General features: G+C 73.4%; 27 protein-coding genes. 13 read left to right on the top strand and 14 right to left on the bottom strand.

Annotated elements, in window-relative coordinates:
- Nucleotides 1-100 precede the first annotated feature (100 nt).
- Both BLU95_RS11850 and BLU95_RS11845 read left to right on the top strand, forming a co-directional pair.
- Nucleotides 101-883, top strand: coding sequence for a DUF6286 domain-containing protein (locus BLU95_RS11850; RefSeq protein ID WP_093859992.1), 783 nt, complete (start codon nt 101-103; stop codon nt 881-883).
- Nucleotides 880-1521: a hypothetical protein gene (locus BLU95_RS11845; protein ID WP_093859991.1), complete on the top strand. Its 642-nt coding sequence runs from the start codon at nt 880-882 to the stop codon at nt 1519-1521. The genes BLU95_RS11850 and BLU95_RS11845 overlap by 4 nt, the downstream gene beginning before the upstream one ends.
- 56 nt (nt 1522-1577) lie before the next feature.
- Here BLU95_RS11845 and BLU95_RS11840 read toward each other — a convergent pair whose 3' ends face one another.
- Nucleotides 1578-2351, bottom strand: a complete 774-nt coding sequence (locus tag BLU95_RS11840) for an SDR family oxidoreductase (RefSeq protein ID WP_093859990.1) — start codon at nt 2349-2351, stop codon at nt 1578-1580.
- Between the two features lie 155 nt (nt 2352-2506).
- Between BLU95_RS11840 and BLU95_RS11835 the strand changes: the two genes are divergently transcribed.
- Nucleotides 2507-2950 carry a MerR family transcriptional regulator gene (locus BLU95_RS11835; RefSeq protein WP_093859989.1) on the top strand — a complete coding sequence of 148 codons (444 nt, stop codon included), beginning with the start codon at nt 2507-2509 and terminating at the stop codon, nt 2948-2950.
- Between the two features lie 3 nt (nt 2951-2953).
- A complete protein-coding gene (gene trxA / locus BLU95_RS11830; RefSeq protein WP_093859988.1) occupies nt 2954-3286 on the top strand; it encodes a thioredoxin in 333 nt (110 codons plus the stop codon).
- A 116-nt stretch (nt 3287-3402) separates the two neighbouring features.
- On the opposite strand, the gene BLU95_RS11825 is transcribed toward trxA, so the two are convergent.
- Both BLU95_RS11825 and BLU95_RS11820 read right to left on the bottom strand, forming a co-directional pair.
- Nucleotides 3403-4200: an SURF1 family cytochrome oxidase biogenesis protein gene (locus BLU95_RS11825; protein ID WP_093859987.1), complete on the bottom strand. Its 798-nt coding sequence runs from the start codon at nt 4198-4200 to the stop codon at nt 3403-3405.
- A 31-nt stretch (nt 4201-4231) separates the two neighbouring features.
- Nucleotides 4232-5230 carry a DEDDh family exonuclease gene (locus BLU95_RS11820; protein ID WP_093859986.1) on the bottom strand — a complete coding sequence of 333 codons (999 nt, stop codon included), beginning with the start codon at nt 5228-5230 and terminating at the stop codon, nt 4232-4234.
- Nucleotides 5231-5423: 193 nt separating this feature from the next.
- Between BLU95_RS11820 and BLU95_RS11815 the strand changes: the two genes are divergently transcribed.
- The 4 genes from BLU95_RS11815 (at nt 5424) to moaA (ending at nt 9791) form a co-directional block, all read left to right on the top strand.
- Nucleotides 5424-6467, top strand: coding sequence for a zinc-dependent alcohol dehydrogenase family protein (locus tag BLU95_RS11815; protein ID WP_093859985.1), 1044 nt, complete (start codon nt 5424-5426; stop codon nt 6465-6467).
- A gap of 276 nt (nt 6468-6743) precedes the next feature.
- Nucleotides 6744-7100 carry a DUF485 domain-containing protein gene (locus tag BLU95_RS11810; protein ID WP_093859984.1) on the top strand — a complete coding sequence of 119 codons (357 nt, stop codon included), beginning with the start codon at nt 6744-6746 and terminating at the stop codon, nt 7098-7100.
- The gene (locus tag BLU95_RS11805) at nt 7097-8707 is read left to right on the top strand and encodes a monocarboxylic acid transporter (RefSeq protein ID WP_093859983.1); all 1611 of its coding nucleotides are present in this window, start codon (nt 7097-7099) and stop codon (nt 8705-8707) included. The genes BLU95_RS11810 and BLU95_RS11805 overlap by 4 nt, the downstream gene beginning before the upstream one ends.
- A 94-nt stretch (nt 8708-8801) precedes the next feature.
- A complete protein-coding gene (gene moaA / locus BLU95_RS11800) occupies nt 8802-9791 on the top strand; it encodes a GTP 3',8-cyclase MoaA (protein WP_231978527.1) in 990 nt (329 codons plus the stop codon).
- A 67-nt stretch (nt 9792-9858) separates the two neighbouring features.
- Here moaA and BLU95_RS11795 read toward each other — a convergent pair whose 3' ends face one another.
- From BLU95_RS11795 to BLU95_RS11770, 6 genes are all read right to left on the bottom strand, one after another.
- A complete protein-coding gene (locus tag BLU95_RS11795) occupies nt 9859-10092 on the bottom strand; it encodes a hypothetical protein (RefSeq protein ID WP_093859982.1) in 234 nt (77 codons plus the stop codon).
- A 316-nt stretch (nt 10093-10408) separates the two neighbouring features.
- Nucleotides 10409-10798, bottom strand: coding sequence for a DUF3099 domain-containing protein (locus tag BLU95_RS11790; RefSeq protein ID WP_093859981.1), 390 nt, complete (start codon nt 10796-10798; stop codon nt 10409-10411).
- A 102-nt stretch (nt 10799-10900) separates the two neighbouring features.
- Nucleotides 10901-11449, bottom strand: a complete 549-nt coding sequence (locus BLU95_RS11785; protein ID WP_093859980.1) for an RNA 2'-phosphotransferase — start codon at nt 11447-11449, stop codon at nt 10901-10903.
- A 30-nt stretch (nt 11450-11479) separates the two neighbouring features.
- Nucleotides 11480-12883, bottom strand: a complete 1404-nt coding sequence (locus BLU95_RS11780) for a metallopeptidase TldD-related protein (protein WP_093859979.1) — start codon at nt 12881-12883, stop codon at nt 11480-11482.
- Nucleotides 12883-14457, bottom strand: coding sequence for a TldD/PmbA family protein (locus BLU95_RS11775; RefSeq protein ID WP_093864810.1), 1575 nt, complete (start codon nt 14455-14457; stop codon nt 12883-12885). The genes BLU95_RS11780 and BLU95_RS11775 overlap by 1 nt, the downstream gene beginning before the upstream one ends.
- Nucleotides 14458-14736: 279 nt before the next feature.
- Nucleotides 14737-15882, bottom strand: coding sequence for an MBL fold metallo-hydrolase (locus BLU95_RS11770; protein WP_093859978.1), 1146 nt, complete (start codon nt 15880-15882; stop codon nt 14737-14739).
- A gap of 370 nt (nt 15883-16252) precedes the next feature.
- Between BLU95_RS11770 and fabG the strand changes: the two genes are divergently transcribed.
- Together fabG and fabI are read left to right on the top strand one after the other, a co-directional pair.
- Entirely contained in the window at nt 16253-16975 is a 723-nt protein-coding gene (gene fabG, locus BLU95_RS11765; RefSeq protein WP_093859977.1) for a 3-oxoacyl-[acyl-carrier-protein] reductase, read from the top strand.
- Between the two features lie 3 nt (nt 16976-16978).
- Nucleotides 16979-17746, top strand: a complete 768-nt coding sequence (gene fabI, locus BLU95_RS11760) for an enoyl-ACP reductase FabI (RefSeq protein WP_093859976.1) — start codon at nt 16979-16981, stop codon at nt 17744-17746.
- A 77-nt stretch (nt 17747-17823) separates the two neighbouring features.
- Here fabI and BLU95_RS11755 read toward each other — a convergent pair whose 3' ends face one another.
- The 4 genes from BLU95_RS11755 to BLU95_RS11740 all read right to left on the bottom strand — a co-directional run bounded on the left by BLU95_RS11755 (nt 17824) and on the right by BLU95_RS11740 (nt 22245).
- Nucleotides 17824-18888 carry a hypothetical protein gene (locus BLU95_RS11755; RefSeq protein WP_159424864.1) on the bottom strand — a complete coding sequence of 355 codons (1065 nt, stop codon included), beginning with the start codon at nt 18886-18888 and terminating at the stop codon, nt 17824-17826.
- Nucleotides 18885-21053: a DUF6571 family protein gene (locus BLU95_RS11750; RefSeq protein ID WP_093859974.1), complete on the bottom strand. Its 2169-nt coding sequence runs from the start codon at nt 21051-21053 to the stop codon at nt 18885-18887. Before BLU95_RS11750 ends, BLU95_RS11755 begins: the two co-directional genes overlap by 4 nt.
- Entirely contained in the window at nt 21050-21418 is a 369-nt protein-coding gene (locus tag BLU95_RS11745) for a WXG100 family type VII secretion target (protein ID WP_051743051.1), read from the bottom strand. The genes BLU95_RS11750 and BLU95_RS11745 overlap by 4 nt, the downstream gene beginning before the upstream one ends.
- Nucleotides 21419-21573: 155 nt before the next feature.
- A complete protein-coding gene (locus tag BLU95_RS11740; RefSeq protein ID WP_093859973.1) occupies nt 21574-22245 on the bottom strand; it encodes a FadR/GntR family transcriptional regulator in 672 nt (223 codons plus the stop codon).
- Nucleotides 22246-22330: 85 nt separating this feature from the next.
- Between BLU95_RS11740 and BLU95_RS11735 the strand changes: the two genes are divergently transcribed.
- From BLU95_RS11735 to BLU95_RS11730, 3 genes are all read left to right on the top strand, one after another.
- Complete coding sequence (locus tag BLU95_RS11735) at nt 22331-23662, top strand: CynX/NimT family MFS transporter (protein ID WP_173862038.1); 1332 nt, start codon at nt 22331-22333, stop codon at nt 23660-23662.
- Nucleotides 23663-23709: 47 nt separating this feature from the next.
- A complete protein-coding gene (locus tag BLU95_RS45065) occupies nt 23710-23832 on the top strand; it encodes an SGM_5486 family transporter-associated protein (RefSeq protein WP_266274030.1) in 123 nt (40 codons plus the stop codon).
- A 112-nt stretch (nt 23833-23944) separates the two neighbouring features.
- On the top strand, nt 23945-24472 hold the full coding sequence (locus BLU95_RS11730) for a SixA phosphatase family protein (protein ID WP_093859972.1): 528 nt from the start codon (nt 23945-23947) through the stop codon (nt 24470-24472).
- A gap of 169 nt (nt 24473-24641) precedes the next feature.
- Here the strand turns inward: BLU95_RS11730 and serB are convergent, their stop codons facing one another.
- Nucleotides 24642-25916 (bottom strand): phosphoserine phosphatase SerB, encoded by a 1275-nt coding sequence (gene serB / locus BLU95_RS11725; protein ID WP_093859971.1) that lies wholly within the window; start codon nt 25914-25916, stop codon nt 24642-24644.
- Between the last annotated feature and the right edge of the window lie 217 nt (nt 25917-26133).

Here is a 26133-nt window from a genome sequence, read left to right as displayed (position 1 = left end):
GGCCGGCCTGTCACGGCGGTTGTTGGATGACCGGGCCCGCCGTGCGGCGGGCGGACCTCGTCGTGCGCCGGCCCGGCCGTCGGGGCCCGGAGGGACGGGTATGAGCGGAGCGGACGGGGAGCAGCCGTCCGCCGGCGGAGCCCCGGAGGACCCGGCGGCCGAACGGGCGGCGAAGGTGCCCCGGCTGCGGGCGCCGCGCACCACGGCCGCCGTCGTGGTGGCCACCGTGCTGCTGGTCCTGGCCGTGGCGCTGCTGTACGACGTGGTGGCCGTGCGGGCCGGGCAGCCGGCCCGGCAGTGGCGTACGGACCTCGCCGACGAGCTGGCCGCCCGGCACCCGGACGATCTCGTGGTCCTGCTGGGCGCCGGGGCGGCGACCGCGCTGGGCGGCTGGCTGCTCTGGCTGGCGCTCGCCCCCGGCCTCGGCCGCTGGCTGCCGCTGCGCCCGCACGGGGACACGGCGGCGGCCATCGACCGGTCCGGTGTGGCCGCCCTGCTGGCCGACCGGGCGGCCAGGCTGCCGGGTGTGGAGCACCTCAAGGTGCGGGTCAACCGGCGCCGGGTGCGGATCGCGCTGGTCGGACCGGCCGATCCGGCCTCGGTGCAGCGGCAGCTGCGCGAGGAGCTGGCGGCGGTCACCCTGGCCGGGCCGCTGCGGTTGGACGTGCGGACGGCGGGCCGCGGTCGGCGGGCCGGAGCCGGCCCGGTACCGGAGGAGGAGTCGGTGCGGGAGGACGGCGTGGCGGAAGGCGGCGCGTCGGACGGCGGTGCGGCGGACGGCGGTGCGGCGCAGGGCGGCACGGCGGACGGCGGCACGGCGCAGAACGGCACGCCGGGTGCCGGCGGGCCGGAGGCTCCGGCGCGGGGCGGTGGTGGCGGGTGAGCCGGACGGCGGTCAACCGGCTGCTGCTGGGGGTGGTCGGGGCGGTGCTGCTGGTGGCCGGGCTGCTGGCGCTGCTCGGCGGGCTCGACCTGTACCGGCGGCTCGGCCTGGACCCGCCGTCCGGCTGGCCGCTCGCCTCGCCCGACCGGCCGGTGCTCGGTGCCCGCGCGCGCACCCGCTGGGAGGACCGGTCCTGGTGGTGGCCGGTGGTGATCGGTGGACTCTCCCTGCTGGTGCTGGGCACCGGCTGGTGGCTGCTGGCGCAGTTGCGCCGCAGCGGCCCGACGACCGTCCCGCTGCCGACACCGGGAGTGCCCGGGTTGCGGCTGCGGCTGCGCACCCGGGCCCTGGAGGAGGTGGTGGAGAGCGGCGCGGTCGCCCTGCCGGAGGTCGAGCGGGTGGGTGTCCGGCTGGTGCGGGGGCGGCGGCACCCCCGGTTGCGGGCGGTCGTGCGGATGACCCCGGGCGGTGATCCGGCCGCGCTCGCGGAGCATTTCGAGACCGGCCCGCGCACCGGGGCGCGGGCCAGTCTGGGGCTGCCGGAGCTGCCGGCGGAGCTGCGGATCCGGGTGGTGGCGGCCCGGCCGGAGGTCACCGGGCGTCAGCACCGGCGGAACAAGCGGCCGCGCGTGGTCTGACCGCTCGGGGACCCCCGCCACGGACCCCCGCCACGGACCGTTGGCCCGGCGGCGGCTCAGAGGCCGCGCAGGGCGCCGCCGTCGACCGGGACCATCACACCGGTGAGGTAGGAGGCGGCGGGGGAGAGCAGGAACGCGGCGACCTTGCCGAACTCCTCCGGGGTGCCGTAGCGGCCGAGCGGGATCGCGGCGCTGTGGTGGGCGCGGGAGGCCTCCGGGTCGCCGCCGAGCGCGTCGAGCTCACGGACCCGGTCGGTGTCGATCCGGGCCGGGAGCAGGCCGACCACCCGGATGCCGCGCGGTCCGAGTTCGTCGGCCAGCGACTTGGCGGCCATCGCCAGGCCGGGGCGCAGGCCGTTGGAGATGCCGAGGCCGGGGACGGGCTGGCGGACCGACCCGGAGAGCACGAAGCCGATCACCCCGCCCTCGCCGAGGGCCGCGGCGGCGGCGCGGGCGATCCGCAGGGCGCCGAGGAAGACGGATTCGAAGGCGTCCCGCCAGGCTTCCTCGGGGGCGGTGGCGACCGGTCCGGCCTGCGGTCCGCCGACGCTGATCAGGATGCCGTCGAGGCGTCCGAAGCGTTCGACGGCCGCGGCGACCAGCCGTTCGGCGGTGCCGGGGTCGGCGTTGTCGGCCACCAGTCCGTGCACCGCGTCCGGTCCGCCGCCGAGGGCGGTGAGTCCGGCCACGGCGGCGTCGACGGCGGCGGCGCCGCGGCCGGTGACCAGTACCCGGGCGCCGTCGGCGGCGAGTTCGCGGGCGGTGGCCAGACCCAGGCCCCGGGTCGCCCCGGTGACCACGTACACCTTGTCCTGCAGTCCAAGATCCATGGGGACATCCTGCCGGGTGGGTCGGGGCCGGAGGTAGGGGGCGCGGCGGGGCCGGCCACGGAGGCCGACGCGGCCGCTGGCGTTGACGTCGGCGTCAAGGTCTACCGTCGGTCCAGGCGGCGTTCGGACGGCTGCCGGAAGGGCAGGGTCCGGACATGCGGATCGGTGAACTGGCGAAGCGGGCGGGGACGACCACCCGGGCACTGCGGTACTACGAGCAGCTCGGGCTGCTCCCGGCCCGTCGGACCGGCAACGGGTACCGCGCGTACGGGGAGGAGGACGTGCGGCTGCTCCGGCAGATCCGCACCCTCCAGGACTTCGGTTTCGGGCTGGAGGAGACCAGGCCGTTCGTCGAGTGCCTGCAGGCGGGGCATCCGCACGGCGACTCCTGCCCGGCCTCGCTGGACGTCTACCGGAGGAAGCTGTCCGAGCTGGACGAGTGCATCGCCCGGCTGCAGGAGGTCCGCTCCCGGGTGTCCGAGCAGTTCGCCCGGGCGGAGCGGGAGCGTGACGCGCTGGCGGCCGGGGCCGCCGCGGAGCCGCCGTTGTGCGAGTGGGCCGCGTCCGCGGCCCCCGACCGGAACACAGGGGAGAGGTAGAGCATGACGCGGATCGCGGGAGTGACGGCGGTGACGGACGGGACCTTCGCCGCCGAGGTGCTGGCCGCCGAGGGGCCGGTGCTGGTGGACTTCACGGCGGACTGGTGCCCGCCGTGCCGCCAGATGGCGCCGGTCCTGGCGGACATCGCCCGGGAGGAGGCGCACCGGCTGACGGTGGTCAGCCTGGACGTGGACCACAATCCGGAGACCCAGGCGGCCTACGGGGTGCTGTCGATGCCGACGCTGATGGTGTTCCGCGGCGGTGAGCCGGTGAAGGCGGTGGTCGGGGCGCGGGCCAAGGCCCGGCTGCTGCGCGATCTGGAGGACGTGCTCTGACGGTCGCCGGTCCGGTCCGGTCCGGTCCGGTCCGGGACGGGACGGCGGCGGGTCCGGACCTGGTGGTCGTGGGTCCGGACCCGGTGGTCGGGGGACCGGGCGGGGCGGCCGGGGGATCAGGCCGGGACGGCGACCGCCAGGCCCTCGGCCTCCCCGGCCTCCTTGCGGCGGTCCTTGGCCTCGCGCCGCGCCATCACCACGAATCCGACCGGGATCAGCGCGGTGAACAGCCACCACTGGATCGCGTACGCCATGTGCGGCCCGATGTCGGAGTGGTTGGGCTCGGGCAGCAGCTCGGGCTGGTCGCCGGGGGCCGGCTCGGTGGCGGTGAGCTCCAGGTAGCCGCCGAGCAGGGCGGCGCCGGTGTCCTTGGCCTGCTGGGTGGAGCTGATCAGGTTGAACTGCCGGTCCGGCAGTCCGGCCCGGTCCTTGAGGCTGCCGGTGGCGGCCTCGTCGGCGCGCAGCCGGCCGGTCAGGGAGACCGGGCCGGCCGGGGCGGCGGGGACGGCGGGGTAGTCGACGGCGGAGGTGCCGGAGGCCACCCAGCCCCGGTTGACCAGGACGGTGCCGGCGCCGTCGGCGAGCACCAGCGGGGTGATCACGAAGTAGCCGATCTTGTCGCCGCTGGAGTCGGTCCGCTTGCGGACCACGAACTCGTGCGCCGGGTCGTACTGCCCGGTGGCCGTCACGGTCCGCCAGGTGAGGTCCTTGGGGACGGCGAAGCCGGGCGCCGCCGACAGGGTGTCGAACGGCACGGGCGGGTCGGTGAGGGACCGGGCGATCAGCTCGTTGCGGTCCACCCGCGCCTCGTGGCGGTGCAGCTGCCAGAACCCCAGCCGGACGGTCGTGGGGATCAGCAGCAGGGCGATCAGGAGGGTGATCAGCCAGCGCCGGGAGAGCAGAAAACGGTACACATGGGCACGGTACGCCCTGTTCACAACGGGCTCACGCACCGGGGTGCGGGGCGACCTCGCGCAGCAACTGGAGGAAGGCGTCCTCGCCGACGACGGGGGTGCCGAGCTCGCGGGCCCGGCGCGCCTTGCCGCTCCAGCTGCCCGGTTCGTTGGTCACCAGCAGGCTGGTGAGCCGGCTCACCGAGGTGGCGATGTGCAGGCCGGCCTCGACGGCGCGGTCCTCCAGCAGTTCCCGGTCGGTGGCGGTGTCGCCGGTGAAGGCCACCCGCATGCCCTGGACCAGCGGACTGCCGTCCTCCCAGCGCCCCGGGTTGGGGTAGGGGCACGGCGGGCGCTTCTTGGCCTGGCGGTAGGCCGCGCCGGTCCAGGAGGCCCGGGAGGGGGAGGCGGGCGCGTCCTCGCCGAGGTCGGTGACGGCCACGCAGGACTGGAGCGGCAGCGGGACGCCGCCCGAGCGGGCCAGGTGCAGGCTGGGGCGGAAGGCCTCGGCGAGGACCCGGGCGTCGTCGAGCGCGTTGTGCGCCTGGCGCTGCTGCACGCCGAAGTACGCGGCGAGCGAGGAGAGCTTGCCGTTGGGCAGCGGCAGCCGCAGGTCGCGGGCGAGCACCATGGTGCACAGCCGCTGGTCGACCGGGGCGTGCAGGCCGGCCCGGGAGAACTCGCGGGAGATCATGTTCCAGTCGAAGAGCGCGTTGTGGGCGACCAGGACCCGGCCGCGCAGCCGCTCGGCGAACTCGCCGGCGATCTCCGGGAAGGTGGGGGCACCGACCAGCTGGTCGGCGGTGAGGCCGTGGATCCAGACCGGGCCGGGGTCGCGCTGGGGGTTGACCAGGGTGTACCAGTGGTCGGTGACCTCGCCCTCCTCGTCCAGCTGGTAGACGCCCGCCGAGATGACGCGGTCCGTCCGGCCGAGGCCGGTGGTCTCGACGTCCACCACCGCGTAGCCGGCGTCGGGCGCGGCGGACCGCTGGCCGGGGAGGGGGGCGGTCCGCGGAGCTGCGCCGGGGGTCTCGGGCTGGATCGCGTACATGGTGCAACAGAATACGGCCCGTCGGCGGTCGCGGCGGGCGGTCCGGCCGGGTCGGCCCCGGTCCGCCGCTGTCCGGAATGTTGCCGGGGACCGGCCGGAATAGAGTGGGCGGTGCAGTCGTCGTACATCTGGTCGATTGTTTTCCGGTCGTCCGCGCCACCCCTGCGGACACCTCTGCGAAGGACGAACCCTCATGCGCGCCACCGTCATCCACGGCCCCAACGACATCAGGATCGAACAGGTGCCGGACCCGGTCGTGCAGCAGCCGACCGACGTCGTGGTGCGGGTGGTGAACGCCTGCATCTGCGGCAGCGACCTGTGGGCGTACCGCGGTGTCGCCTCGCGGGTGGCCGGGCAGCGGATCGGGCACGAGTTCCTCGGTGTGGTCGAGGAGGCCGGCGCCGAGGTCCGCGGCTTCCGCCCGGGCGACCTGGTGGTGGCGCCGTTCGTCTGGTCCGACGGCACCTGCGACTTCTGTCGCGAGGGCCTGCAGACCTCCTGCCCGCACGGCGGTTTCTGGGGCGAGGTCGGTTCGGACGGCGGGCAGGGCGAGGCGGTGCGGGTGCCGTTCGCGGACGGCACCCTGGTGAAGCTGCCCAAGGAGGCGCTGGGCGACGAGAAGCTGCTGCCGGGTCTGCTGGCGCTGTCGGACGTGATGGCGACCGGTCACCACGCGGCGGTGTCGGCGCGGGTCCGGGAGGGTTCCACGGTCGCGGTGGTCGGGGACGGCGCGGTCGGTCTGTGCGGGGTGCTGGCCGCGCACCGGCTGGGGGCCGGGCGGATCATCGCGCTGGGCCGGCACACGGCCCGGACCGACCTGGCCCGCCGGTTCGGCGCGACCGACGTGGTCGCCGAGCGCGGCGAGGCGGCGATCGAGGCGGTGCGCGAGCTGACCGGCGGGCAGGGCGCGCACGCGGTGCTGGAGGCGGTCGGCACCGAGGAGTCGATGCGCACCGCGGTGTCGATCACCCGGGACGGCGGCGCGGTCGGTTACGTGGGTGTGCCGCACGGCGGCAGTGCGGGCGTCGACATCGGTCAGATGTTCGGCCGAAACGTTTCGCTCAACGGCGGCGTCGCGCCGGCCCGCGCCTACATCCCCGAGCTGCTCCCCGACGTCCTGTCCGGTGCCATCGAGCCGGGCCTGGTCTTCGACCGCACGGTCGACCTGGACGGCGTTCCGGACGGCTACCGGGCGATGACCGACCGCTCCGCGCTGAAGGTGCGGATCACGTTCTGACCCGGGGCCCTCGACGGGCCTGTGACGAAGTAGTCCTGACGGATGATCGGGGCGGCGCCGAAATGACCGGTGTCGCCCCTTTCGTTTGCCCGGATACGGTGGTTTTCGGCCAATCGGTTAGTGCAGAGGGGTGAACGTCTGGCTGGTCACGGTCAAACCCTTTCGGCTTACGCGCCACCCTCCTAGCATTGCGCGGCGCGCATCCGGACTGTGACGCCGCTCACGTCCGATCGTTCCACTGGTGCGACCACTACGCCGAACGAGTGAGGAGTCAGAGTGGAATCGCCGCCGATCGACACCACCGCCACCGAAACCCAACTCATCGAGGAGAGTGCGGAGTTCCGCGCCCTACGGTCCTCGTTCCGGAGCTTCGCGTTCCCGGTCACCATCGGATTCGTGCTCTGGTACCTGCTCTACGTCCTGCTCTCCAGCTACGCCCCGGGCCTGATGGGCACCCGGGTCGTCGGGCACATCAACGTCGCCCTCGTCCTCGGGCTGCTCCAGTTCCTCACCACGTTCGCCATCGCGGCCTGGTACGCGCGCTACGCCGCCCGGAGGCTCGACCCGCCCGCGGCCGTCATCCGCGAGGCGCGCGGCGCCGTCGTCCACGCCCCCCGGGAGGCCGCCGAATGAACCTGCTCGCCACATCAGCCACCGACCACCGCGGCCTGACGATGACCCTGTTCGGGATCTTCGTGCTCGCCACCCTCGGCATCACCGTCTGGGCCGGCCGCCAGACCAAGGACGCCGCCGACTTCTACGCCGGCGGCCGGGGCTTCTCCGGCTTCCAGAACGGCCTCGCCATCTCCGGCGACTACATGTCCGCGGCCTCGTTCCTCGGCATCGCCGGAGCCATCGCGTTGTTCGGCTACGACGGCTTCCTGTACTCGATCGGCTTCCTGGTCGCCTGGCTGGTCGCCCTGCTGCTGGTCGCCGAGCCGCTGCGCAACTCCGGCCGCTACACCATGGCCGACGTGCTGGCCTTCCGGATGCGCCAGCGCCCGGTGCGCACCGCCGCCGGCATCTCCACCATCGTGGTGTCGATCTTCTACCTGCTGGCCCAGATGGTCGGCGCGGGCAGTCTGGTCGCCCTGCTCCTCGGGGTCAGCGGTGACGGCGCCAAGCGCTGGACCATCGTCGCGGTCGGCGCGCTGATGGTCCTCTACGTCGCCATAGGGGGCATGAAGGGCACCACCTGGGTGCAGATCGTCAAGGCCGTGCTGCTGATCGCCGGCACCGCGCTGATGACCTTCCTGGTGCTGGCCAAGTACCACTTCAACATCTCCAGCCTGCTCGGCGCCGCCGCCGATGCCAGCGGCAAGGCCAACGCCTTCCTGGAGCCGGGGCTGAAGTACGGCGCCACCGGCACCAGCAAGCTCGACTTCCTCAGCCTCGGCCTCGCGCTGGTACTGGGCACCGCCGGCCTGCCGCACATCCTGGTCCGCTTCTACACCGTGCCCACCGCCAAGGCGGCCCGGAAGTCCGTGCTCTGGGCGATCGGGATCATCGGCGGCTTCTACCTGATGACCCTCGCGCTCGGCTTCGGCGCCGCCGCGCTGGTCGGCCCGAAGACCATCAAGGCCTCCAACGCGGCGGGCAACACCGCCGCCCCGCTGCTCGCCGAGAACCTGGGCGGCGGCGCGGGCACCACCGGCGGCGCCGTGCTGCTCGCGGTGATCTCCGCGGTCGCCTTCGCCACCATCCTCGCCGTGGTCGCCGGGCTCACCCTCGCCTCCTCGGCCTCCTTCGCCCACGACCTCTACGCCAACGTCATCCGGCGCGGCAAGGTCTCCGAGCGCCAGGAGGTGTACGTGGCCAAGTGGGCCGCCGCCGGGATCGGCGCGGTGGCGATCGCGCTCAGCCTGTTCGCCGACAAGCTCAACACCGCCGCCCTGGTCGCCCTGGCCTTCGCGGTCGCCGCCTCGGCGAACCTGCCCACCCTGCTGTTCTCGCTCTTCTGGAAGCGGTTCAACACGGTCGGCGCGGTCAGTTCCGTCTACGCCGGACTGGTCACCTCGGTGGTGCTGGTGCTCTTCTCGCCGGTGGTCTCGGGCGGGAAGAACTCGCTCTTCCCGCACTCCGACTTCCACTGGTTCCCGCTGGAGAACCCCGGCCTGGTCTCGATCCCGGTCGGCTTCCTCGCGGGCTGGCTCGGCACCGTGCTCTCCCGTGAGCAGGCCGACCCGGCGAAGTACGCTGAACTGGAGGTCCGCTCGCTGACCGGGCTGGGCGCCCACTGACGAACAGGTGGTGACTAAGCTGGCCCGGCCCCGCCGTGACGGTGGCCGGGCCGGCCGCCCACCAGGCGGCACCTCTACTCGGGAAGGGACCGCCGTGCTGCTCGACACCTTCGGCCGCCGCGCCGTCGACCTGCGGGTCTCCCTGACCGACCGGTGCAATCTGCGCTGCACCTACTGCATGCCGGAGCAGGGTCTCCAGTGGCTGGCCAAGCCCGAACTGCTCACCGACGAGGAGATCGTCCGGCTGGTGACGATCGCGGTGCGCGACCTCGGCGTCCAGGAGGTCCGCTTCACCGGCGGCGAGCCGCTGCTGCGCCCCGGACTGGTCGGCATCGTCCAGGCCTGCGCCGCCCTCGAACCGCGCCCCGAGCTCTCGCTCACCACCAACGGCATCGGCCTCGCCCGCACCGCGACGGCGCTGCGCGCGGCGGGCCTGGACCGGGTCAACGTCTCGCTCGACACCCTCGACCCGGACACCTTCCACACCCTCACCCGGCGGCACCGTCACCAGGACGTCCTGGACGGCCTGGCCGCCGCCGAGGCCGCCGGGCTCACCCCGGTCAAGCTCAACGCGGTGCTGATGCGCGGGGTCAACGAGGACGAGGCGCCCGCGCTGCTCGCCTGGTGCCTGGAGCGCGGCTACGAGCTGCGGTTCATCGAGCAGATGCCGCTGGACGCCCAGCACGGCTGGGACCGCTCCTCGATGATCACCGCCGAGGAGATCCTGGAGCGGCTGTCCGCCCGCTTCGACCTCACCCCCGAACCGTCCTCGGCCCGGGGCGCGGCCCCCGCCGAACGCTGGCTGGTGGACGGCGGGCCGGGCCGGGTCGGGGTGATCGCCTCGGTGACCCGTCCGTTCTGCCGCGCCTGCGACCGCACCCGGCTCACCGCCGACGGCCAGATCCGCGACTGCCTCTTCGCCACCGGCGAGACCGATCTGCGCGCCGCCCTGCGCTCCGGCGCCGACGACGCCGAACTGGCCGCCCGCTGGCGTACGGCGATGTGGGGCAAGAAGGCCGGCGCCGGGATCGACAGCCCGGAGTTCCATCAGCCCGACCGCCCGATGTCGGCGATCGGCGGCTGAAGCCCGTTCCGAAGGGCCGGGTCAAGCTCTGGCGCGGGGTCCCCGGAGGCTCGGCCCGCGTCGGGGCTCAGCCCGCGTCGGGGGTCCACCCGGCGAAGGGGAGGACCTCCTTGAGGAAACCGCGGACGCCCAGGAACTGGGAGAGGTGCTCGCGGTGCTCGTCGCAGGCGAGCCAGGTCTTGCGGCGGTCCGGGGTGTGCAGCTTGGGGTTGTTCCAGACCAGGACCCAGACGGCGTCCGCGCGGCAGCCCTTGGCGGAGCAGATCGGGCTCTGCGGCTGAGGGGCGTCGGGGAGCAGCATCGGAGTCGTCCTCGGGGCGGTCGGCGGCGGATCGGCACGTGATCGGCGGGGGATGGTCACCGCCAGTCTGTCACGCTCCGGAGCCGTTCCTCCCGGGAGGAGGGCGGGGGAGCCGGACCGGGAGAACACATGGCGACGCCGGGCAGCCACGGGGGGAGCCGCCCGGCGTCGGTCCGTCGCTCCGACGGGGGATGCGGAGCGCGTACGCAGTATGTCACGGTAGGGACCGGGTATGGGGAGGTCTTGCATGATTAATCTGAGGTTCTTTTGAGCTTTCCGCTCAGGCAAACGAGGGAAAGCCGGGCAAAGCGGGCGCTCAGCTCTGATTCTGTGAAGGATCGGTGGGCACACGGCCCGCCCCGTCGGCACCGTGAGTCACATTCGCCCCTCGTCCACCGGTGCCCCCGGGGCCCAGCATCAGCGGCGTCTCCGGCGGTACGTCGAAGGTGGACGGCAGGCCCGGCGCGCGCTCCCGGCCGGCGTTGGCGAGCAGCACCGCGAAGTACGGCAGCAGCACCCCGCCCGCCAGTGCCGCGAGCGCCAGCCACCGCTGCACGTCCCACAGCACCACGGCGAGCAGGACGCAGACCGTCCGCAGCAGCATCGACGCCACGTAGCGGCGCTGGCGGCCCCGGACGTCCTCGGTGAGGCTGCTGCGGGCCCCCGTGATCCGGTGGACCTGTCCGGCCCCGGTGCTCTTGCCCATGTCCCTACCGCCCTCGTCCACGCACCCGCGCGCCTCGCCGCACGGCCACCTCACGGTACGCCCGGAGGGGCCGGGCGACGAGACCGGGTCGGCGGACACGCCTCAAAGAGGCCGGGAGAGGTACTCCGGCGGCACCGCGTCCGTCAGCCAGACCCCGTTGTCGCTCACCCGGAACTCGTGGCCCGCGGCGGCCATCGCGGCCGCGTCCACCACCAGCACCACCGGGCGGCCGTGCCGGGAGCCCACCCGGGTCGCGGTCGCGGAGTCCGCGGACAGGTGGACGTCCTGCCGGGCCATCGGACGCAGGCCCTCCCGGAGGATCACCCCCAGGCTCCGGGTCGCCGTGCCGTGGAACAGCACCGGCGGGGGTACGGCGGCGGCCAGACCGAGGTCGACCGCCACCGTGTGCCCCTGGCTGGCCCGGATCGAGAGGCCGTCCGGCGAGTAGGCGAAGCGGCGCTTGTTGTTCGTCGCCACCACGTGGTCCAGCTCCGCCCTGCTCAGCCGGGTGCCCCCGGCCGCCAGCGCGGCGAGCAGGACGTCCACCCGCACCCAGCCGGCCGGGTCCAGGGTGATCCCGGCCCGCTCCGGCTCGTGCCGCAGGATCCGCGACAGCATCTTGCTCGTCCTGACCGTGCGCTTCTCGTCCATCACCGTCGTCCCCCCTTCCAGGCCGCCCGGCTACGAGGCCTGGCTGACCGAACTCATGTTGAATCCCGTGACCCGGACCGGCGGCATCGCCGTCCGGGTGAACCAGTCGCTCCACTCGCGCGGCAGGCAGCGCTCGGTCCGGCCCACCTCGGTGATCCGGCCGAGCAGGTCCACCGGCGACTCGTTGAAGCGGAAGTTGTTGACCGCCCCGACCACCTCGCCGTTCTCCACCAGGTAGACGCCGTCCCGGGTCAGCCCGGTCAGCAGCAGCGTCGCCGGGTCCACCTCGCGGATATACCAGAGGCAGGTGAGCAGCAGGCCGCGCTCGGTGCGGGCGATCATCTCCTCCAGGGTCGGCGCGGACTCCTGGCCGGCCGCCTCCAGGACGAGGTTGTCGACCGCGGGGCGCGCCGGCAGGCCGCCCAGCACGGCCGAGCGGCGGCTGGTGACCAGCGAGGCCAGCTCGCCGTCCCGGATCCAGTCGGTGGCGCTCAGCGGCAGGCCGTTGTCGAACACCGAGGTCTCGTCCTCGCTGGCGTGCGCCAGCACGAACGGCGGGCACTCCAGGCCCGGTTCGGCCGGGTCGGAGCGCAGGGTCAGCGGCAGTGCGGTCAGCTTGTCGCCGATCCGGGTGCCGCCGCCGGGCCGGGAGAACACCGTCCGGCCCTCGACGGCGTCCCGGCCGCCGGAGGACCAGTACAGGTGGACCATGAGGTCGGCGACGGCCGACGGCGGCAGCAGCGTCTCGTACCGGCCGGCCGGCAGGTCGATCCGCCGGGCGCCCCAGCCGAGCCGCCGGGTCGCCTCGGAGTGCAGGGCCGCGACGTCCACGTCGGAGAAGTCCCGGGTGGCGGCGCCGACCCAGGCCGAGCCGGACAGGTCGGCGGTCTTGGCGTTCAGCTCGACCATGCCGGTCGGCTGGTCGTGCCGCAGCCGCAGACCGGTGGAGGTGCCCAGGTAGCTGGTGACCGTCTCGTGCCGGGCGAAGCCGTACAGCAGCTCGCCCCGTTCGGCCGCGGCGGCGAAGGCCCGGCCGAGGGCGGGCGCGAACCGGGCGAACACCTCGATCGAGGTCTCCGCCGGCGGAGCGGTGAAGTCCGGCGAGGGCGTCTGCTCGGCGGCGGTGACCAGCGGCCGGGCGTCCTCGGCGGGCCCGGCCGCGCGGGCGGCCTCCTCGGCGGCCAGGACCAGCGCGGCCACCTCCTCCGGGACGACGGCCTCGCGGGAGACCGCGCCGGAGGCGGTGCCCTCGGCGCCGTCCACGGTGGCGATCACGGTGAGCCGCCGGCCCCGGGTGACGCCGTTGGTGGTGAGGGCGTTGCCGGCCCAGCGCAGGTTGGCGGTCGACTCCTCGTCGGCGATCACCACGCAGCCGTCGGCGCGGGAGAGGCCGAGCGCGAGCTCGACGAGTTCGTGGGGCTGCGTCGCGGCCATCAGTGACCCGCCTCCTGCTGGGTGTTGAGCACATTGACGTTGCGGAACAGCGCCGACGGGCAGCCGTGGCTGACCGCGGCGACCTGGCCGGGCTGCGCCTTGCCGCAGTTGAAGGCGCCGCCCAGGACGTAGGTCTGCGGGCCGCCGACCGCCGTCATCGAGCCCCAGAAGTCGGTGGTGGTCGCCTGGTAGGCGAAGTCCTTCACCTGGCCCGCGAGTTCGCCGTTGCGGATGGCGTAGGCGCGCTGCCCGGTGAACTGGAAGTTGTACCTCTGCATGTCGATCGACCACGAACGGTCGCCGACGATGTACAGGCCGTTCTCGACGTCCGCGAACAGGCCCTCGGTGGACGGGCCGTCGGCGGCCGGCTGCAGCGAGACGTTCGCCATCCGCTGCACCGGGACGTGCGCGGGGGAGTCGGCGAACGCGCAGCCGTTGGACCGGCCGAGGCCCTTGAGCCCGGCCATCGCCCGGTCGAGCTGGTAGCCGACCAGCACCCCGTCCTTCACCAGGTCCCAGGACTGCGCGGCCACCCCCTCGTCGTCGTAGCCGATGGTGGACAGGCCGTGCTCGGCGGTGCGGTCACCGGTGACGTGCATCAGCTCGGAGCCGTAGCGCAGCGAGCCGAGCTTGTCGTAGGTGGCGAAGGAGGTGCCGGCGTAGGCGGCCTCGTAGCCGAGCGCGCGGTCCAGCTCGGTGGCGTGGCCGATCGACTCGTGGATGGTCAGCCACAGGTTGGACGGGTCGATCACCAGGTCGTAGCGGCCCGCCTCGACGCTCGGCGCCCGCATCTTCTCGGCCAGCAGGACGGGCAGTTCGGAGAGTTCGGCGTCCCAGTCCCAGGCGGTGCCGGTGCCCGTGCCGGTGAGGTACTCGAAGCCGCGGCCCACCGGCGGGGCGAGGGTGCGCATCGACTCGAAGGCGCCGGTGCGACCGTCCACCGAGGTGGCCTCCAGCTCCGGGTGCAGCCGGATCCGCTGCTGGGTGGTGACGGTGCCGGCGGTGTCCGCGTAGAACTTGTTCTCCTGCACGGTCAGCAGGGTCGCCTGGACGTGGGAGACGCCCTCGGCGGCCAGCAGCCGGGAGCTCCACCCGGCGAGCAGCGCCGTCTTCTCGGCGTCCGGCACCTCGAAGGGGTTCACGTCGTACGCGGACACCCAGGTGACGTCACGGTGCACCGGCTCCGCGGCCAGTTCGACCCGCTCCTCCGACCCCGCGGCCCGGCTGATCCCGCCGGAGAGCCGGGCCACCGCGACGGCCTGCTCGGCCACCCGGGCCGCCGCGTCCGGGGTGAGGTCCACCCCGGCGGCGAACCCCCAGGCGCCGTCCAGCAGCACCCGGACGGCGAAGCCGAGCTGGACGCTGTCAGAGGTGCCGGCCGGGCGGGCGTCGCGCAGCCGCCAGGAGGCGCTGCGCACCCGCTCCAGGCGGAAGTCGGCGTGGTCGGCGCCGAGTTCACGCGCCCGGGTGAGAGCGGCGTCGGCCAGCGCGCGCAGCGGCAGGCCGAGGAAGAGCGGGTCGACGGTACGCCGGGCGGCGCCGCCGGGGGCCGGGGGCGTGCTGGTCGGGGGCAGCGGAGGCAATCGGGCTCCCTGGTCGGGGGGACGGTGGTGCAGGACCCCCGGGTGAACGGGGGTACCCGCACGGCATCATGACCCGTCGCAGGGGTTTCGGCCAGCGCATTCCTTCCGGCGCGGCTCCCTCGGCGCGGCCCCCGCCCGGAATCGCCCTGACCCGCCCTGACCTGCTCGGCTCCCTCGGCGCGGCCCCCGCCCTGACCCGCCCTGACCTGCCCGGCTCCCTCGGCGCGGCCCCCGCCCTGACCCGCCCTGACCCGCCCTGATCCGCCCGGCTCAGGCGACGCCCTCCCACCAGCCGTCCGGCTCCGGCGGGTTGTCGACGTCGACCCGCTCGCCCGGACGCGGCACCGCCAGCGGCACGCCCTGGTCCTTGGCCGCCACCAGCAGGCGCTCGATCGGCTCGGCCCACGGGTGCAGGCCCAGGTTGAAGGTGCACCAGTGCACCGGGACCAGCAGCCCGGCGTCCAGCTCGCGGTGGGCGAGCACGGCGTCCTCCGGCGTCATGTGGATGTCGGCCCACGCCGGGTCGTACGCGCCGACCTGCACCAGTGCGGCGTCGAACGGGCCGTGCTGGGCGCCGATCCGCGCGTAGCCCTCGAAGTAGCCGGAGTCGCCGGTGTAGTAGACCCGGCGGTTGGGGCCGGCGATCACCCAGGAGCCCCACAGCGTGGTGTTGCGGGTCAGGCCCCGGCCGGAGAAGTGGTGGGCGGAGGTCAGGGTGACCGTGAGCTCGCCCAGCGTGCAGGTCTCGTTCCAGTCCAGCTCGATGATCCGGTGCTCGGGCACGCCCCAGCGGCGCAGGTGGGCGCCGATGCCGAGCGGCACCGCGAACGGCGCGGACTGGCTGCGCACCAGCCGCCGGACGGTCGCCATGTCCAGGTGGTCGTAGTGGTCGTGCGAGATCAGCACCGCGTCCACCTGCGGCAGCTCCTCCAGCTCCACCGGCACCGGGTGCAGCCGGCGCGGGCCGACCTGCGCGGAGGGGGAGCACCGCTCGCTCCAGATCGGGTCGAGCAGCACCCGCGTGCCCTCGATCTCGACCAGCGCCGAAGCGTGCCCGTACCAGGTGACCGCCACGCCCTCGGCGGCCGGCCCGGCGCCCTCGGCCGGGCGGACGGTGGGCACCGGGTGGCTGGGGGTGCGGCCGTCGCGCTGGAACAGCGCCCGGCGCACCGTCTCCACGTCGATGCCCGCCTGCGCGGCCGGCCGGGCCAGCTCGGAGGGCGCGTTGTGGAAGACGCCGTCCCGGTACTGGGGGGAGTTGCGCAGCCGCTCCTCCCGCTCGCCGTCCGGCCGCCGGCCGAACGCCGCCGGCAGGTCGCGCAGCGCCCAGGCGACCGCCCCCGCGCCGACCGCCAGTGCGGCCAGGGCCGCCAGTCGTCCGCGCCGGTGGGTCGTCCCGGCCTGTGCCTCGCTCATTCCGCGCTCCGCATCGTCGTCGCCGGGGCCCGTGTCCGGCCGTGGGCCCGGGTCGGCCCCGGTGCGGCGGCCCCGGCTCGTGCCGCACCAGGGGGCACAACGGGCGTGCCCCGCTGCCGGGTTCCCGGACGTGCGGCTCAGTGGACACGACAATACGGCCCCGCCACGTGGGGCGATGGCGGGAAATCCGCCCCGGGCCGGATTGTCGGATACCGACAGTTCCGCCGGTGCTGCGCTGTGGGAGCCCGATTCGTCGCCGCGCCGGGCCGACCGATAGCGTCGCACCGCGTACATCGTTTCGACGTGCGCGGACATCACGGAGTGGTACGCGGACACACGGCGTGCGCACACAACGGAGAGAGGTGGATCGTTGAGCCGCTCGGTTCTCGTCACCGGAGGCAACCGGGGCATCGGCCTCGCGATCGCCCTGGCCTTCGCCGAGGCGGGCGACAGGGTCGCCATCACCAGCCGCTCGGGTGAGGTCCCCGAGGTGCTGGCCAAGTACGACGTGCTCGCGGTTCGCTGCGACATCACCGACAGCGCCCAGGTGGACGCCGCGCTGACCGAGATCGAGGCCGCGCACGGCGGTGCGGTCGAGGTGCTGGTCGCCAACGCCGGCATCACCAACGACACCCTGCTGCTGCGGATGTCCGAGGAGGCCTTCACCTCCGTCCTGGACACCAACCTCACCGGCACCTTCCGCGTGGTGAAGCGCGCGTCCAAGCTGATGATGCGCGCCCGCAAGGGCCGGATCGTGCTGATCTCCTCGGTCGTCGGCCTCTCCGGCTCCCCGGGCCAGGCCAACTACGCCGCGTCCAAGGCCGGCCTGGTCGGCTTCGCCCGTTCGCTGGCGCGCGAGCTGGGCCCGCGCAACATCACCGTCAACGTGGTCGCCCCCGGCTTCGTGGACACCGACATGACCGCGGTGCTCACCGACGAGCGCCGCGCGGAGATCGTCGCCGGCGTGCCGCTCGGCCGTTACGCGGCGCCCGCCGAGGTCGCTTCCACCGTGCGGTTCCTCGGTTCGGACGAGGCCGCGTACATCACCGGAGCCGTCATTCCCGTGGACGGCGGATTGGGCATGGGTCACTGAGTCATGAGCGGAATTCTTGAGGGCAAGCGCATCCTGATCACGGGTGTGCTGATGGAGTCCTCCATCGCCTTCCACACCGCCAAGCTGGCCCAGGAGCAGGGCGCCGAGGTCATCCTCACCGCCTTCCCGCGGCCGAGCCTGACCGAGCGCATCGCCAAGAAGCTGCCGAACCCGGTCAAGGTGCTGGAGCTGGACGTGTCCAGCGAGGAGCAGCTGGCCGGCATCGCCGACCAGGTGCGCGAGCACCTGCCGACCCTGGACGGCATCGTCCACTCGATCGGCTTCGCCCCGCAGGACGCCCTGGGCGGCAACTTCCTGAACACGCCGTGGGAGTCCGTGGCCACCGCCATGCACGTCTCGGCGTACTCGCTGAAGTCGCTCACCACGGCGCTGCTGCCGCTGATGCAGGACGGCGGCGCGGTCGTCGGCCTCACCTTCGACGCCCAGTACGCCTGGCCGCAGTACGACTGGATGGGCCCGGCGAAGGCCGCCCTGGAGTCGACCAACCGCTACCTGGCGCGTTACCTGGGCGAGCGGAACATCCGCTGCAACCTGGTCTCGGCCGGTCCGATCGGCTCGATGGCCGCCAAGTCCATCCCGGGCTTCCCGGACCTCGCCGCCACCTGGGACAACCGCTCCCCGCTGAAGTGGGACCTGAGCGACCCGGAGCCGGCCGGCCGCGGCGTCGTCGCCCTGCTGTCGGACTGGTTCCCGAAGACCACCGGCGAGATCGTCCACGTCGACGGCGGCCTGCACGCCATCGGCGCCTGACGCCTCCGGTACGCACGAACGCCGCTGCCCGGCACCCCTCTCGTAGGAGGGCTGCCGGGCAGCGGCGTTTTTCGGTGCTACTTCGGGGCGACCGGCTCGCAGCCGTACTTGGCGGCCATGGCGTTGGCCCAGGCCCGGAAGGCCGAGGTTTCGAGGGCCGAGACCCCACGGTCCTCGGCCGCCGATCGAAAGGCTTCGAGGGTGAGGCTGCCGGTACCGCATGGTGCGACCACAAGGTTGTCCTTGCCGCTTCCCCGCCAGCCGGTCGGCAACGGACCCAGGGGGCTGTTGCCGACACTGAGCAGGGCGAACTTCGGGTAGCGCGTGTCGAGGGTGGCGGTGAACCGGTAGACCGGGGTCGACCGGTTGTCGTCGTGGATCCAGCAGGACTGGACGGGATCCGAGGGGCTGCTGATGTCCTGGCGAAGACCGGCCTGGAGTTTTCCGGTGGCACTGGCCCCGGGAACGCCGCAGAGCTGCCCGTCGACGACGACCTGTCCGATCTGCCCACCGGTGGTCAGACGGAGGTCGGGCGCCTCGGTGGATCCGCAGCCGGAGCGCCGGGCGACGGCGGTCGCGAAGCCGGAGGCCAACCGGGCCAGATCCGCCCGAGCGGCGGGCGAAGCGGCCGCGTCGGCACGGGCGGACCGGTAGGGATCGGGCTGGTTGTCGCGCGTGACGTCCACCGCGACCGCGTCGGCGTCCCGGTCCGGGTAGGTCTCGGCATCCTTGGAAGCGAGCCTGCAGCCCGGTGCCATCAGCAACCAGCCGCGGGCGTTGCCGAACGCGCCCACCGGCCCCCGGTCGGGCTGGGACATCGCCGGATCGGCCCGAAGAGCAGGTTCGAACAGCGCGGCCTTCCTGGTGCGCAGGTGGATCTCGGCGACGTACTTGCCGCCGCGCTTCAGACTGATCGCGCAGTACGCGTCCGGGTCGTTGCGGTCGCTCGACGCGCGGCTGCTGGCGACCACGATTTTGCCCGTGCCGAGGACCCGTTCGGCGTCCTCGGCAGCGACGGAGTCCTCGCAGAGCCGGTCCGGGAGGAACAGGTTGGGGAACTGCCAGGAGACGAGGCCGCCCGCGCCGAGGACGAGGAGCACGACTCCGCAGAGGACCGCCAGGGTGCGTCGGGATAGCCTCACTGTTGACCGTTCCGTCCCAGGGCGATCGACGCATTCCTGTGGCCGTTGGTGTGACCGGTCCCCAGAGACTGGGAGATCACCTCGGTCTGGTCCTCGTTGAGGTGGTTCCGACGGCCCCACTCGCCGGCCATCACCTGGCTCTGGGTCAGCGCCGCGAAGTGCTCGTCGGAGTTCTTGGTATTGCCTGCGTCCTGAGCTTCCTTCTTCACGTCGTCCACCCAGCCGCTGATGCCCGCGTCGATGAAGGCACCGGCGACGTCCCCGACTTCGGGGATGAAGCCCGTCACGGTGCCGTTCACCGAGGAGGCGAACTCGCCGGTCTTGTCGGCCCACTCCATCCGGTCGTCCTTCTCGTCCAGGATGATGTCCGAGCGGATTGCGTCGTAGGCGCCGAGGACGGTGCCGATGTTCTGAGCCCGCCCCTCGCGGAGCTCGGGGCCGAGTTGCGGATCGCCCGGGATGGCGGCGAGGACCTCGGCGGCCTTGGCCCGTTCGGCGTTGTAGAGCATGGCGTAGGCCTCCGGTTCGTCGGAGGCTCCGCGCATGACCCGGATGAGATGGTCGGCGGTGCCGCCGAGATGCCCCTCTCCGTTCGCCTCCCAGGCGCCGCTGTGGTCCGCGTTGGTGTGGTGCTGACTGAGGATCAGGTGCGTGTCGTCCACGTAGTCCGACAACGCGTTGGCCAGCGGCATCTTCAGGTCGTCGTGGATCTCGCTGCCCTTGCCGTCCCCGTCCAGCGCGTCGATCGCCCCCTGCATCACCCGGGCCTGGGCCGGGGTGTGGGGGCCGCCGGTGTGGGTGCCGTCGCCGGGGACGTCGCCGGTGGCGGCGGCCTCCAGGGCGGCGGCGAGGCCCGCCTGGTGGGTGTCCTTGTCGGTGATCGGCGCGCCGTACAGGGTGTTGGTGTACGTGGTGGGCCACTCGCGGTCGCGCAGCAGGTACTTGAGGCGGTCCTCGGCGCCGGGCGACTTCGGGTCCAGGAACATGGTGGCGGCGTCCGGGTTCTGGCCCATCAGCTTGAGCACGCCGTCCACGGGGTCGTACACCAGGTCCGGCCGCGGGCCGTTGAACTGGTGGGCGGACCAGCGGTTCTTGTCCTTGCGCTCGGCGTCGACGATGTCGGTGCCGAGGTCGTTCAGGAACTCCTTGCCGTACCCGGCGTTGCCGTGCTGGAGCAGCGTGGTGAGGGTCTGGTAGCCGTAGATCGGTTCGCTCTTGCCACCGAAGTGGCGGGCGTTGACGTTCTTGACGCCGGCTTCCTGGAGGCCCCTGCGGAAGTCCTGGTAGAACTTCGTGTTCGGGTCCCTGGTGGCGCCGGCGATGGTGTTGGCGAGGTTGGTCTGCAGCTCGCCGTACTCGCCCTTGAGCTTGCCGCCGCGGTCGTTGAGCCGGACCTCGAGCTCGTCGGCGAGCAGCAGGGTGCCCTCGGGGCCGAGCGCGTTCAGCAGGGTCTGGCCGTAGACGGGGCTGCCGGAGTTCGCCTTCATCAGGTTGTTGAGCTCGGCGAGCTCCTCGGGGCTGAGGGTCTTGCCGTCCTTGAGCCGGGCGGCGAGTTCGGCGGCGCGCCGGCCGTCGGCCTCGTCGCCGCCGCCGACCGCCTGGCCGTTGAACTGGTCCAGCGGGTCGCCGACCTTGGCGGCGCGGCGCAGCTGGAGGGCGGCCCGCTGGTCGGCGGCGGTCGCCTCCTCCAGGAAGACGGTGATCTTCCTGGACCACTGGCCGGCGGCCTCGTGCCGGGACTGCTGGTAGTCCGGGTCGTGGTGGTAGTAGTCGCGCTCCTCCTTGGAGAGGGCGCCGACGTCGAACAGGACGTTCCCGGTGCCGGTCACCTTCATGCCGTCGGCCTGGGCGTCGGTGACGGTCTGCTTGAGCTTCTTCTGCGCCGACTCGAAGTCGCCCTGGGCGTCCTTGATGATCGAGGCGACGGCCTTGGCCTCGGTCTGCGCGTCGACGCTCTGCTGCCGGGTCGTGCTGATGTGCAGGTTGGCCGCGGAGGCGGTGGAGCCGAACCACAGGTTCTGGCCGCCGGTGACCGGGAGCACCTCGGTCTCCAGCCGCTGCTGGACGCCCTGGTACTTGCGGGCCATCTCGGTCCAGTCGGCGACGGCCCTGGCCATCGCGGACGGGTCCGCCTTCATGACGTCCTCGAAACCGAGCAGGCTCATCCGCCCGCACCGTTCCCGGCGAACGGCGTGCCGTTCCCGCCGAACGACGAGGCGATGCCGTGCTCGACGTTCAGGTAGTTGGTGTGGGTCTGCCGCATCATGCCGGCTTCCTGGTTCAGCCGGCCGTTGAGCTGCGACACCTGCTCGTGCCACTCCTTGACCGCGCCGCGCAGGGCGGCGGCGGTGTCCCAGCCGCTCAGCTTGCCGGCGGCGGCCTCGGTCGACTCGTCGGCGGTCTTCCCGGCCGCGGTGCTGTCGGTCGCGATGCCGTCGAGCGCGGTGGCCGCCTTGTCCAGCGCGCCGGTCGACACCTTGGTGGGCCCCCCGCCCGGTCCCTGGCCCAGCTTCAGGTCCGGATCCGCCATCACTTCTCCCCGTTGTGGTCCACATCCGGCCGGAGACCGGCCGTTCGCGAATTTTCACGGGACGTTAGCACGCCAAAAGCGGGCTCCCGCAAGGCGCGTGCCCGCGCCGGAGCGCCCGCGGGCGCTCCGGCGCGGGCACGCGGACCGGCCTCCGGTCAGCCCTCCTGGTCGCAGGCGCCGATGGCGCGCCCGGCTTCGTGCGAGGCGCGCTGGGCGTCGCGGGCGCGGATGGCGTCGATGATGTCGTCGTGGCCGAGGTAGCGCTCGGGGACGATCTCGGGGCCGACGTCGTGGCGCAGCAGGGCCCGGGTGACCTCGCCGAGGTCGGCGTAGAGGGCGGAGAGCACGTCGTTGTGGGCGGCGGCGACCACGGTCTGGTGGAAGGCGGCGTCGGCCTGGACGAAGTCCTCGGCGTTGCCGGAGTGCCAGGCGTCCTCGCGGCGGGCGAGGGCGGAGTCCATGAGGTCGAGGTCGCGGTCGGTGCGGCGGGCGGCGGCGAGGCCGGCGGCGGCGGTCTCCAGGGTGGTGCGCAGCTCGGCGACCTGGGCCCGGTCGGCGTCGGCGAAGCGGCGGTGCATCACTCCGGCGAGTTCGCTGGCGGCGAGGACGTAGGTGCCGGAGCCCTGGCGGATGTCGAGCAGTCCGTTGTGGGCGAGGGCGCGGACGGCCTCGCGGACCGTGTTCCTGGCCACACCGAGCTGTTCGACCAGGGCCGCCTCGGTGGGGATGCGCGAGCCGACGGGCCACTCCCCGGAGGTGATCTGCGCACGCAGCTGGGCGATCACCTGGTCGGACAGCGGGGTGCGCCTCGGCGAGGACAGCGCCACGGGGGACTCCTTGGGTCGGGTGGGTCGGGCCATCATGCCAATTCGAGGATGCGCTAATTCATCCCATCATTCTATGATGGCCCGCATGTCGTCCGCAGCAGACACCGCAGCTCCCCTCACCGCCTCCTCCCGGGTCGACCCCCGGGGCGCCGAACGGGCGCAGACCGACCGGCCGCAGACCGAGCGGCCCGGCCCGCCCAGAAGTCGCCACCTCGGCTGGCTGTTCGCCCTCGCGATCGCCGCCGCCGCGTTCAACCTCCGCCCGGTGGTCACCAGCCTCGGGCCGCTGCTGGACCAGGTCCGCGCCGACCTCGGGATGAGCCCGACCGTCGCCGGTCTGCTCACCGCCGTCCCCTCGCTCTGCTTCGCCCTGTTCGGCTTCGCGGCGCCCGGGCTGGCCCGGCGGCTCGGCCCGGTCGCGGTGGTCACCGCGGGCATGGGCGCGATCACCGCGGGCGTGCTGGCCCGCTCCTTCGCCGGCGGCACGGCGGTCTTCCTGCTGCTCACCGCGCTCGCGCTGGCCGGTGTGGCGGTCTCCAACGTGCTGATCCCGGTGGTGATCAAGCGCTACTTCCCGGAGCGGGTCGGGCCGATGATCGGTCTCTACTCGATGGCGCTCTCGGCCGGTACCGCGCTGGCCGCCGCCGTCACCGTCCCGCTGACCAAGGGGCTCGGCGGCGACTGGCGGCTCGGCCTCGGGGTCTGGGCCGGGCTCGGCGCGGTCGCCCTGCTGCTCTGGATCCCGGTACTGCTGGGCCGGCGGCGGGAGGCCGCCGGGCCGGCGGCCGGTGCGGCGGACACCGTGCGGCTGCCGATCACCCGCAGCCGCACCGCCTGGGCGCTGGCGATCTTCTTCGGCTTCCAGGCCACCGGCGCGTACGTGGTGATGGGCTGGCTGCCGACGATCTTCCAGGACGCCGGGGTCTCCTCGGGCACCTCGGGCGTGCTGCTGGCGCTGACCATGGTGATCGGCGTGCCGGTGTCCTTCGTCCTGCCCAACCTGGCCGCCCGGCGCGGTGACCAGCGGCTCTTCGTGGTGGTCCTGGCGGCCTTCGGCATCGCCGGCTACACCGGGCTGGCGCTGGCCCCGGCCGGTGCGCCGTGGCTGTGGGCGGTCCTGGTGGGCCTGTCCAACTGCGCCTTCCCGCTGGTGCTGACCATGATCGGCCTGCGGGCCAGGACGGCGGGCGGGGTGGCCCAGCTGTCGGCCTTCGCCCAGGGCGTCGGCTACCTGATCTCGATCCCCGGCCCGATCCTGATCGGCCGGCTCTACCAGGCCACCGGCGAGTGGTACCTGCCGCTCGGCTTCCTGGCGGTGCTGCTGGTGCCGCAGATGCTGTTCGGCCTGCGGGCGGCCCGGGCCCGGCACATCGAGGACGAGGCGGTGGCCACCGCCTCCGGGGCCGTCGCGGCCTGACGGGTCCCGGTGGGGGACGGGCGTGTCCGGGGTGGGAGAATCCGGGCATGCCCGTTCTCGAACCGAACCCCACCGACGGCCACAAGAAGCTCGGCCAGCTCGCCGCGATCATCGGCGGCATCGTCGTCCTGCTGGTCATCGTCGCGATCGTCGCCCGGAACATCGGCTGACCCCGGGGGGACGCCCGGGTGAACCCCGCATGATGGCACTCCCCGACGCCGGCGGTGGCGCCATCGGGCAGCACCGCGCCCGCGGGCGGCTTTTCTGCCAAGCTTGCTGGGTATGAGCGCCGACACGCCCCGCAGGATCATCGTTCTCCGCCATGCCAAGGCCGACTGGCCGGACGGCGTCGACGACCACGAGCGGCCGCTGGCCGACCGGGGCCGCCACCAGGCCCCGGAGTCCGGCCGCTGGCTCGCCGATTCCGGTATCAACCCCGACTACGTGCTCTGCTCCACCGCCCTGCGCACCCGGGAGACCTGGAAGCTCGCCGCGCACGAGCTGCCGAAGCGGGTGCGGCGGACCGTCTACGAGGAGCGGATCTACGAGGCCAGCCCCGGCGAGATCATCACCGTCCTCCAGGAGACCCCGGAGGAGTACGCCGACCTGGTCCTGGTGGGCCACAACCCGGGGGTGCTGGGCCTGACCCAGGTATTGGCCGGTGACGAGGGCGACCGGGACGCGCTGGAGCGGCTGCGGCTGGGCGGCTTCCCGACCGCGGCCGTCGCGGTGCTCAGCTTCTCCGGCTCGTGGAAGAACGTCGAGCCGGGTGTCGCGCAGCTGGTCTCGTACTTCACGCCGCAGGACTGAGCGGCGGCGGACCCGGAGCGACGACGAAGCCGGGCCCGAGCGACGACGAGGCCGGGCCCGAGCGACGACGAAGCGGGACCCGACCGACGACGAGGGGCGCGCGGACCATGTCCGCGCGCCCCTCGATGCGTCCGGTCGGCGTTGCGCGCGCCGTGCGCGGCGGGCGCGGTCAGTCCCGCGCGCCGGCCTCCGGGTGGTCCAGGACGTCCACCACGTCGGCCGCCTCGACCTCCTCGCGGGTGATCCCGAGCAGGTACAGCACGGTGTCCAGGAACGGCACGTTCACCGCGGTGTCCGCCGCCTCCCGCACCACCGGCTTGGCGTTGAACGCCACGCCCAGCCCGGCCGCGTTCAGCATGTCCAGGTCGTTGGCGCCGTCGCCGATCGCCACCGTCTGCTCCAGCGGCACCTTGGCCTGCTCGGCGAACCGCTCCAGCCAGCGCGCCTTGCCCGCCCGGTCGACGATCTCGCCGACCACCCGGCCGGTGAACTTCCCGTCCACCACCTCCAGGGTGTTCGCCGCCGCGAAGTCCAGGCCCAGGTGCTCCACCAGGTGGTCGGTGACCTGGGTGAAGCCGCCGGACACCACCGCGACCTGGAAGCCCAGCCGCTGCAGGGTGCGGATCAGGGTGCGGGCGCCCGGCGTGAACCGGACCTCCGCGCGCACCTTCTCGGTGACCGACGCGTCCAGCCCGGCCAGCAGCGCCACCCGGGCGCGCAGCGACTCCGCGAAGTCCAGCTCGCCGCGCATCGCCGCGGCCGTCACCTCGGCGACCTCCTGCTCGCAGCCCGCGTGGGCCGCGAACAGCTCGATCACCTCGTCCTGGATCAGCGTCGAATCGACGTCCATGACGATCAGCCGCTTGGCCCGCCGCTCCAGCCCGGCCGCCACCACCGCGACGTCCACCCGCTGGTTGGCCGCCTCCTGGGCCAGCTCGGCCCGCAGCCGGTCGGTGGCCACACCCGAGACGGCCAGCTCGACGGCGGTCACCGGGTACTTCGCGAGCCGGAAGACCCGGTCGATGTTGCCGTCCGCGGCCGTGATCCGCGCGGTGAGCGCGGCGACGGCGGAGGCGGTCAGCGGGTGGCCCAGCACCGTGACGTGGGAACGGCCCTCGCGGCGCGGCCGGTTGTCGCCGATGCCGGAGATGATCTCGGCCTGGAGCTTCTGCTCCTCGGCCCAGCGGTGCACCACGGCCCGCAGGTCGCCCTCGGCGCCCCGTACGGCGGGGGCGGAGACCAGGGCGCACAGCGTTATCCGGCCACGGGTGACCACCTGCTCGATGTCGACGACCTCGACGCCGAACCCGGCCAGGGTGGCGAAGAGCCCGGCGGTGATGCCGGGGCGGTCCTTGCCGAACACCTTGACGAGCAGGGTGCGCCCGTCCTCGGTCCGGGGCTGCGGGGCGGGGAACGGCTCGGCGGCCAAGGGCGATGCGTTCATGGTGCGTCCCACGCTACCCGGAGCCGGAGGCCGCGACGGCACCCGTCCGGTTCGTGGACGAGCCCGCCGCCGTCCGGACGACGAGCCCGCCGTCGGGCCGCGGAGGGTCGTACAAGGGCGGTCCGTGAATCGTTGCCGCCTGGTCACAGTCCGCGGGGGCGGCTTTCACCCCCGGCCGACGGGCTGGAATGATTCCCCCGTCAGATTCAGGATCATT

It is taken from the genome of Streptomyces sp. TLI_053 (genome assembly GCF_900105395.1).
Classification (GTDB): Bacteria; Actinomycetota; Actinomycetes; order Streptomycetales; family Streptomycetaceae; genus Kitasatospora.
This window is presented reverse-complemented; position numbering and strand designations above follow the sequence as displayed.

Excerpts from the sequence above, each read along its gene's own strand:
- trxA (WP_093859988.1), top strand. The coding sequence starts at position 2,954 with ATGACGCGGATCGCGGGAGTGACGGCGGTGACGGACGGGACCTTCGCC.
- BLU95_RS11815 (WP_093859985.1), top strand. The coding sequence starts at position 5,424 with ATGCGCGCCACCGTCATCCACGGCCCCAACGACATCAGGATCGAACAG.
- BLU95_RS11735 (WP_173862038.1), top strand. The coding sequence starts at position 22,331 with ATGTCGTCCGCAGCAGACACCGCAGCTCCCCTCACCGCCTCCTCCCGG.
- fabI (WP_093859976.1), top strand. The coding sequence starts at position 16,979 with ATGAGCGGAATTCTTGAGGGCAAGCGCATCCTGATCACGGGTGTGCTG.
- BLU95_RS11805 (WP_093859983.1), top strand. The coding sequence starts at position 7,097 with ATGAACCTGCTCGCCACATCAGCCACCGACCACCGCGGCCTGACGATG.
- BLU95_RS11820 (WP_093859986.1), bottom strand. The coding sequence starts at position 5,230 with ATGTACGCGATCCAGCCCGAGACCCCCGGCGCAGCTCCGCGGACCGCC.
- BLU95_RS11850 (WP_093859992.1), top strand. The coding sequence starts at position 101 with ATGAGCGGAGCGGACGGGGAGCAGCCGTCCGCCGGCGGAGCCCCGGAG.
- BLU95_RS11730 (WP_093859972.1), top strand. The coding sequence starts at position 23,945 with ATGAGCGCCGACACGCCCCGCAGGATCATCGTTCTCCGCCATGCCAAG.
- BLU95_RS11835 (WP_093859989.1), top strand. The coding sequence starts at position 2,507 with ATGCGGATCGGTGAACTGGCGAAGCGGGCGGGGACGACCACCCGGGCA.
- BLU95_RS11780 (WP_093859979.1), bottom strand. The coding sequence starts at position 12,883 with ATGGCCGCGACGCAGCCCCACGAACTCGTCGAGCTCGCGCTCGGCCTC.
- serB (WP_093859971.1), bottom strand. The coding sequence starts at position 25,916 with ATGAACGCATCGCCCTTGGCCGCCGAGCCGTTCCCCGCCCCGCAGCCC.
- BLU95_RS11770 (WP_093859978.1), bottom strand. The coding sequence starts at position 15,882 with ATGAGCGAGGCACAGGCCGGGACGACCCACCGGCGCGGACGACTGGCG.
- BLU95_RS11750 (WP_093859974.1), bottom strand. The coding sequence starts at position 21,053 with ATGAGCCTGCTCGGTTTCGAGGACGTCATGAAGGCGGACCCGTCCGCG.
- BLU95_RS11840 (WP_093859990.1), bottom strand. The coding sequence starts at position 2,351 with ATGGATCTTGGACTGCAGGACAAGGTGTACGTGGTCACCGGGGCGACC.
- BLU95_RS45065 (WP_266274030.1), top strand. The coding sequence starts at position 23,710 with ATGCCCGTTCTCGAACCGAACCCCACCGACGGCCACAAGAAGCTCGGC.
- BLU95_RS11745 (WP_051743051.1), bottom strand. The coding sequence starts at position 21,418 with ATGGCGGATCCGGACCTGAAGCTGGGCCAGGGACCGGGCGGGGGGCCC.
- BLU95_RS11795 (WP_093859982.1), bottom strand. The coding sequence starts at position 10,092 with ATGCTGCTCCCCGACGCCCCTCAGCCGCAGAGCCCGATCTGCTCCGCC.
- BLU95_RS11785 (WP_093859980.1), bottom strand. The coding sequence starts at position 11,449 with ATGGACGAGAAGCGCACGGTCAGGACGAGCAAGATGCTGTCGCGGATC.
- BLU95_RS11790 (WP_093859981.1), bottom strand. The coding sequence starts at position 10,798 with ATGGGCAAGAGCACCGGGGCCGGACAGGTCCACCGGATCACGGGGGCC.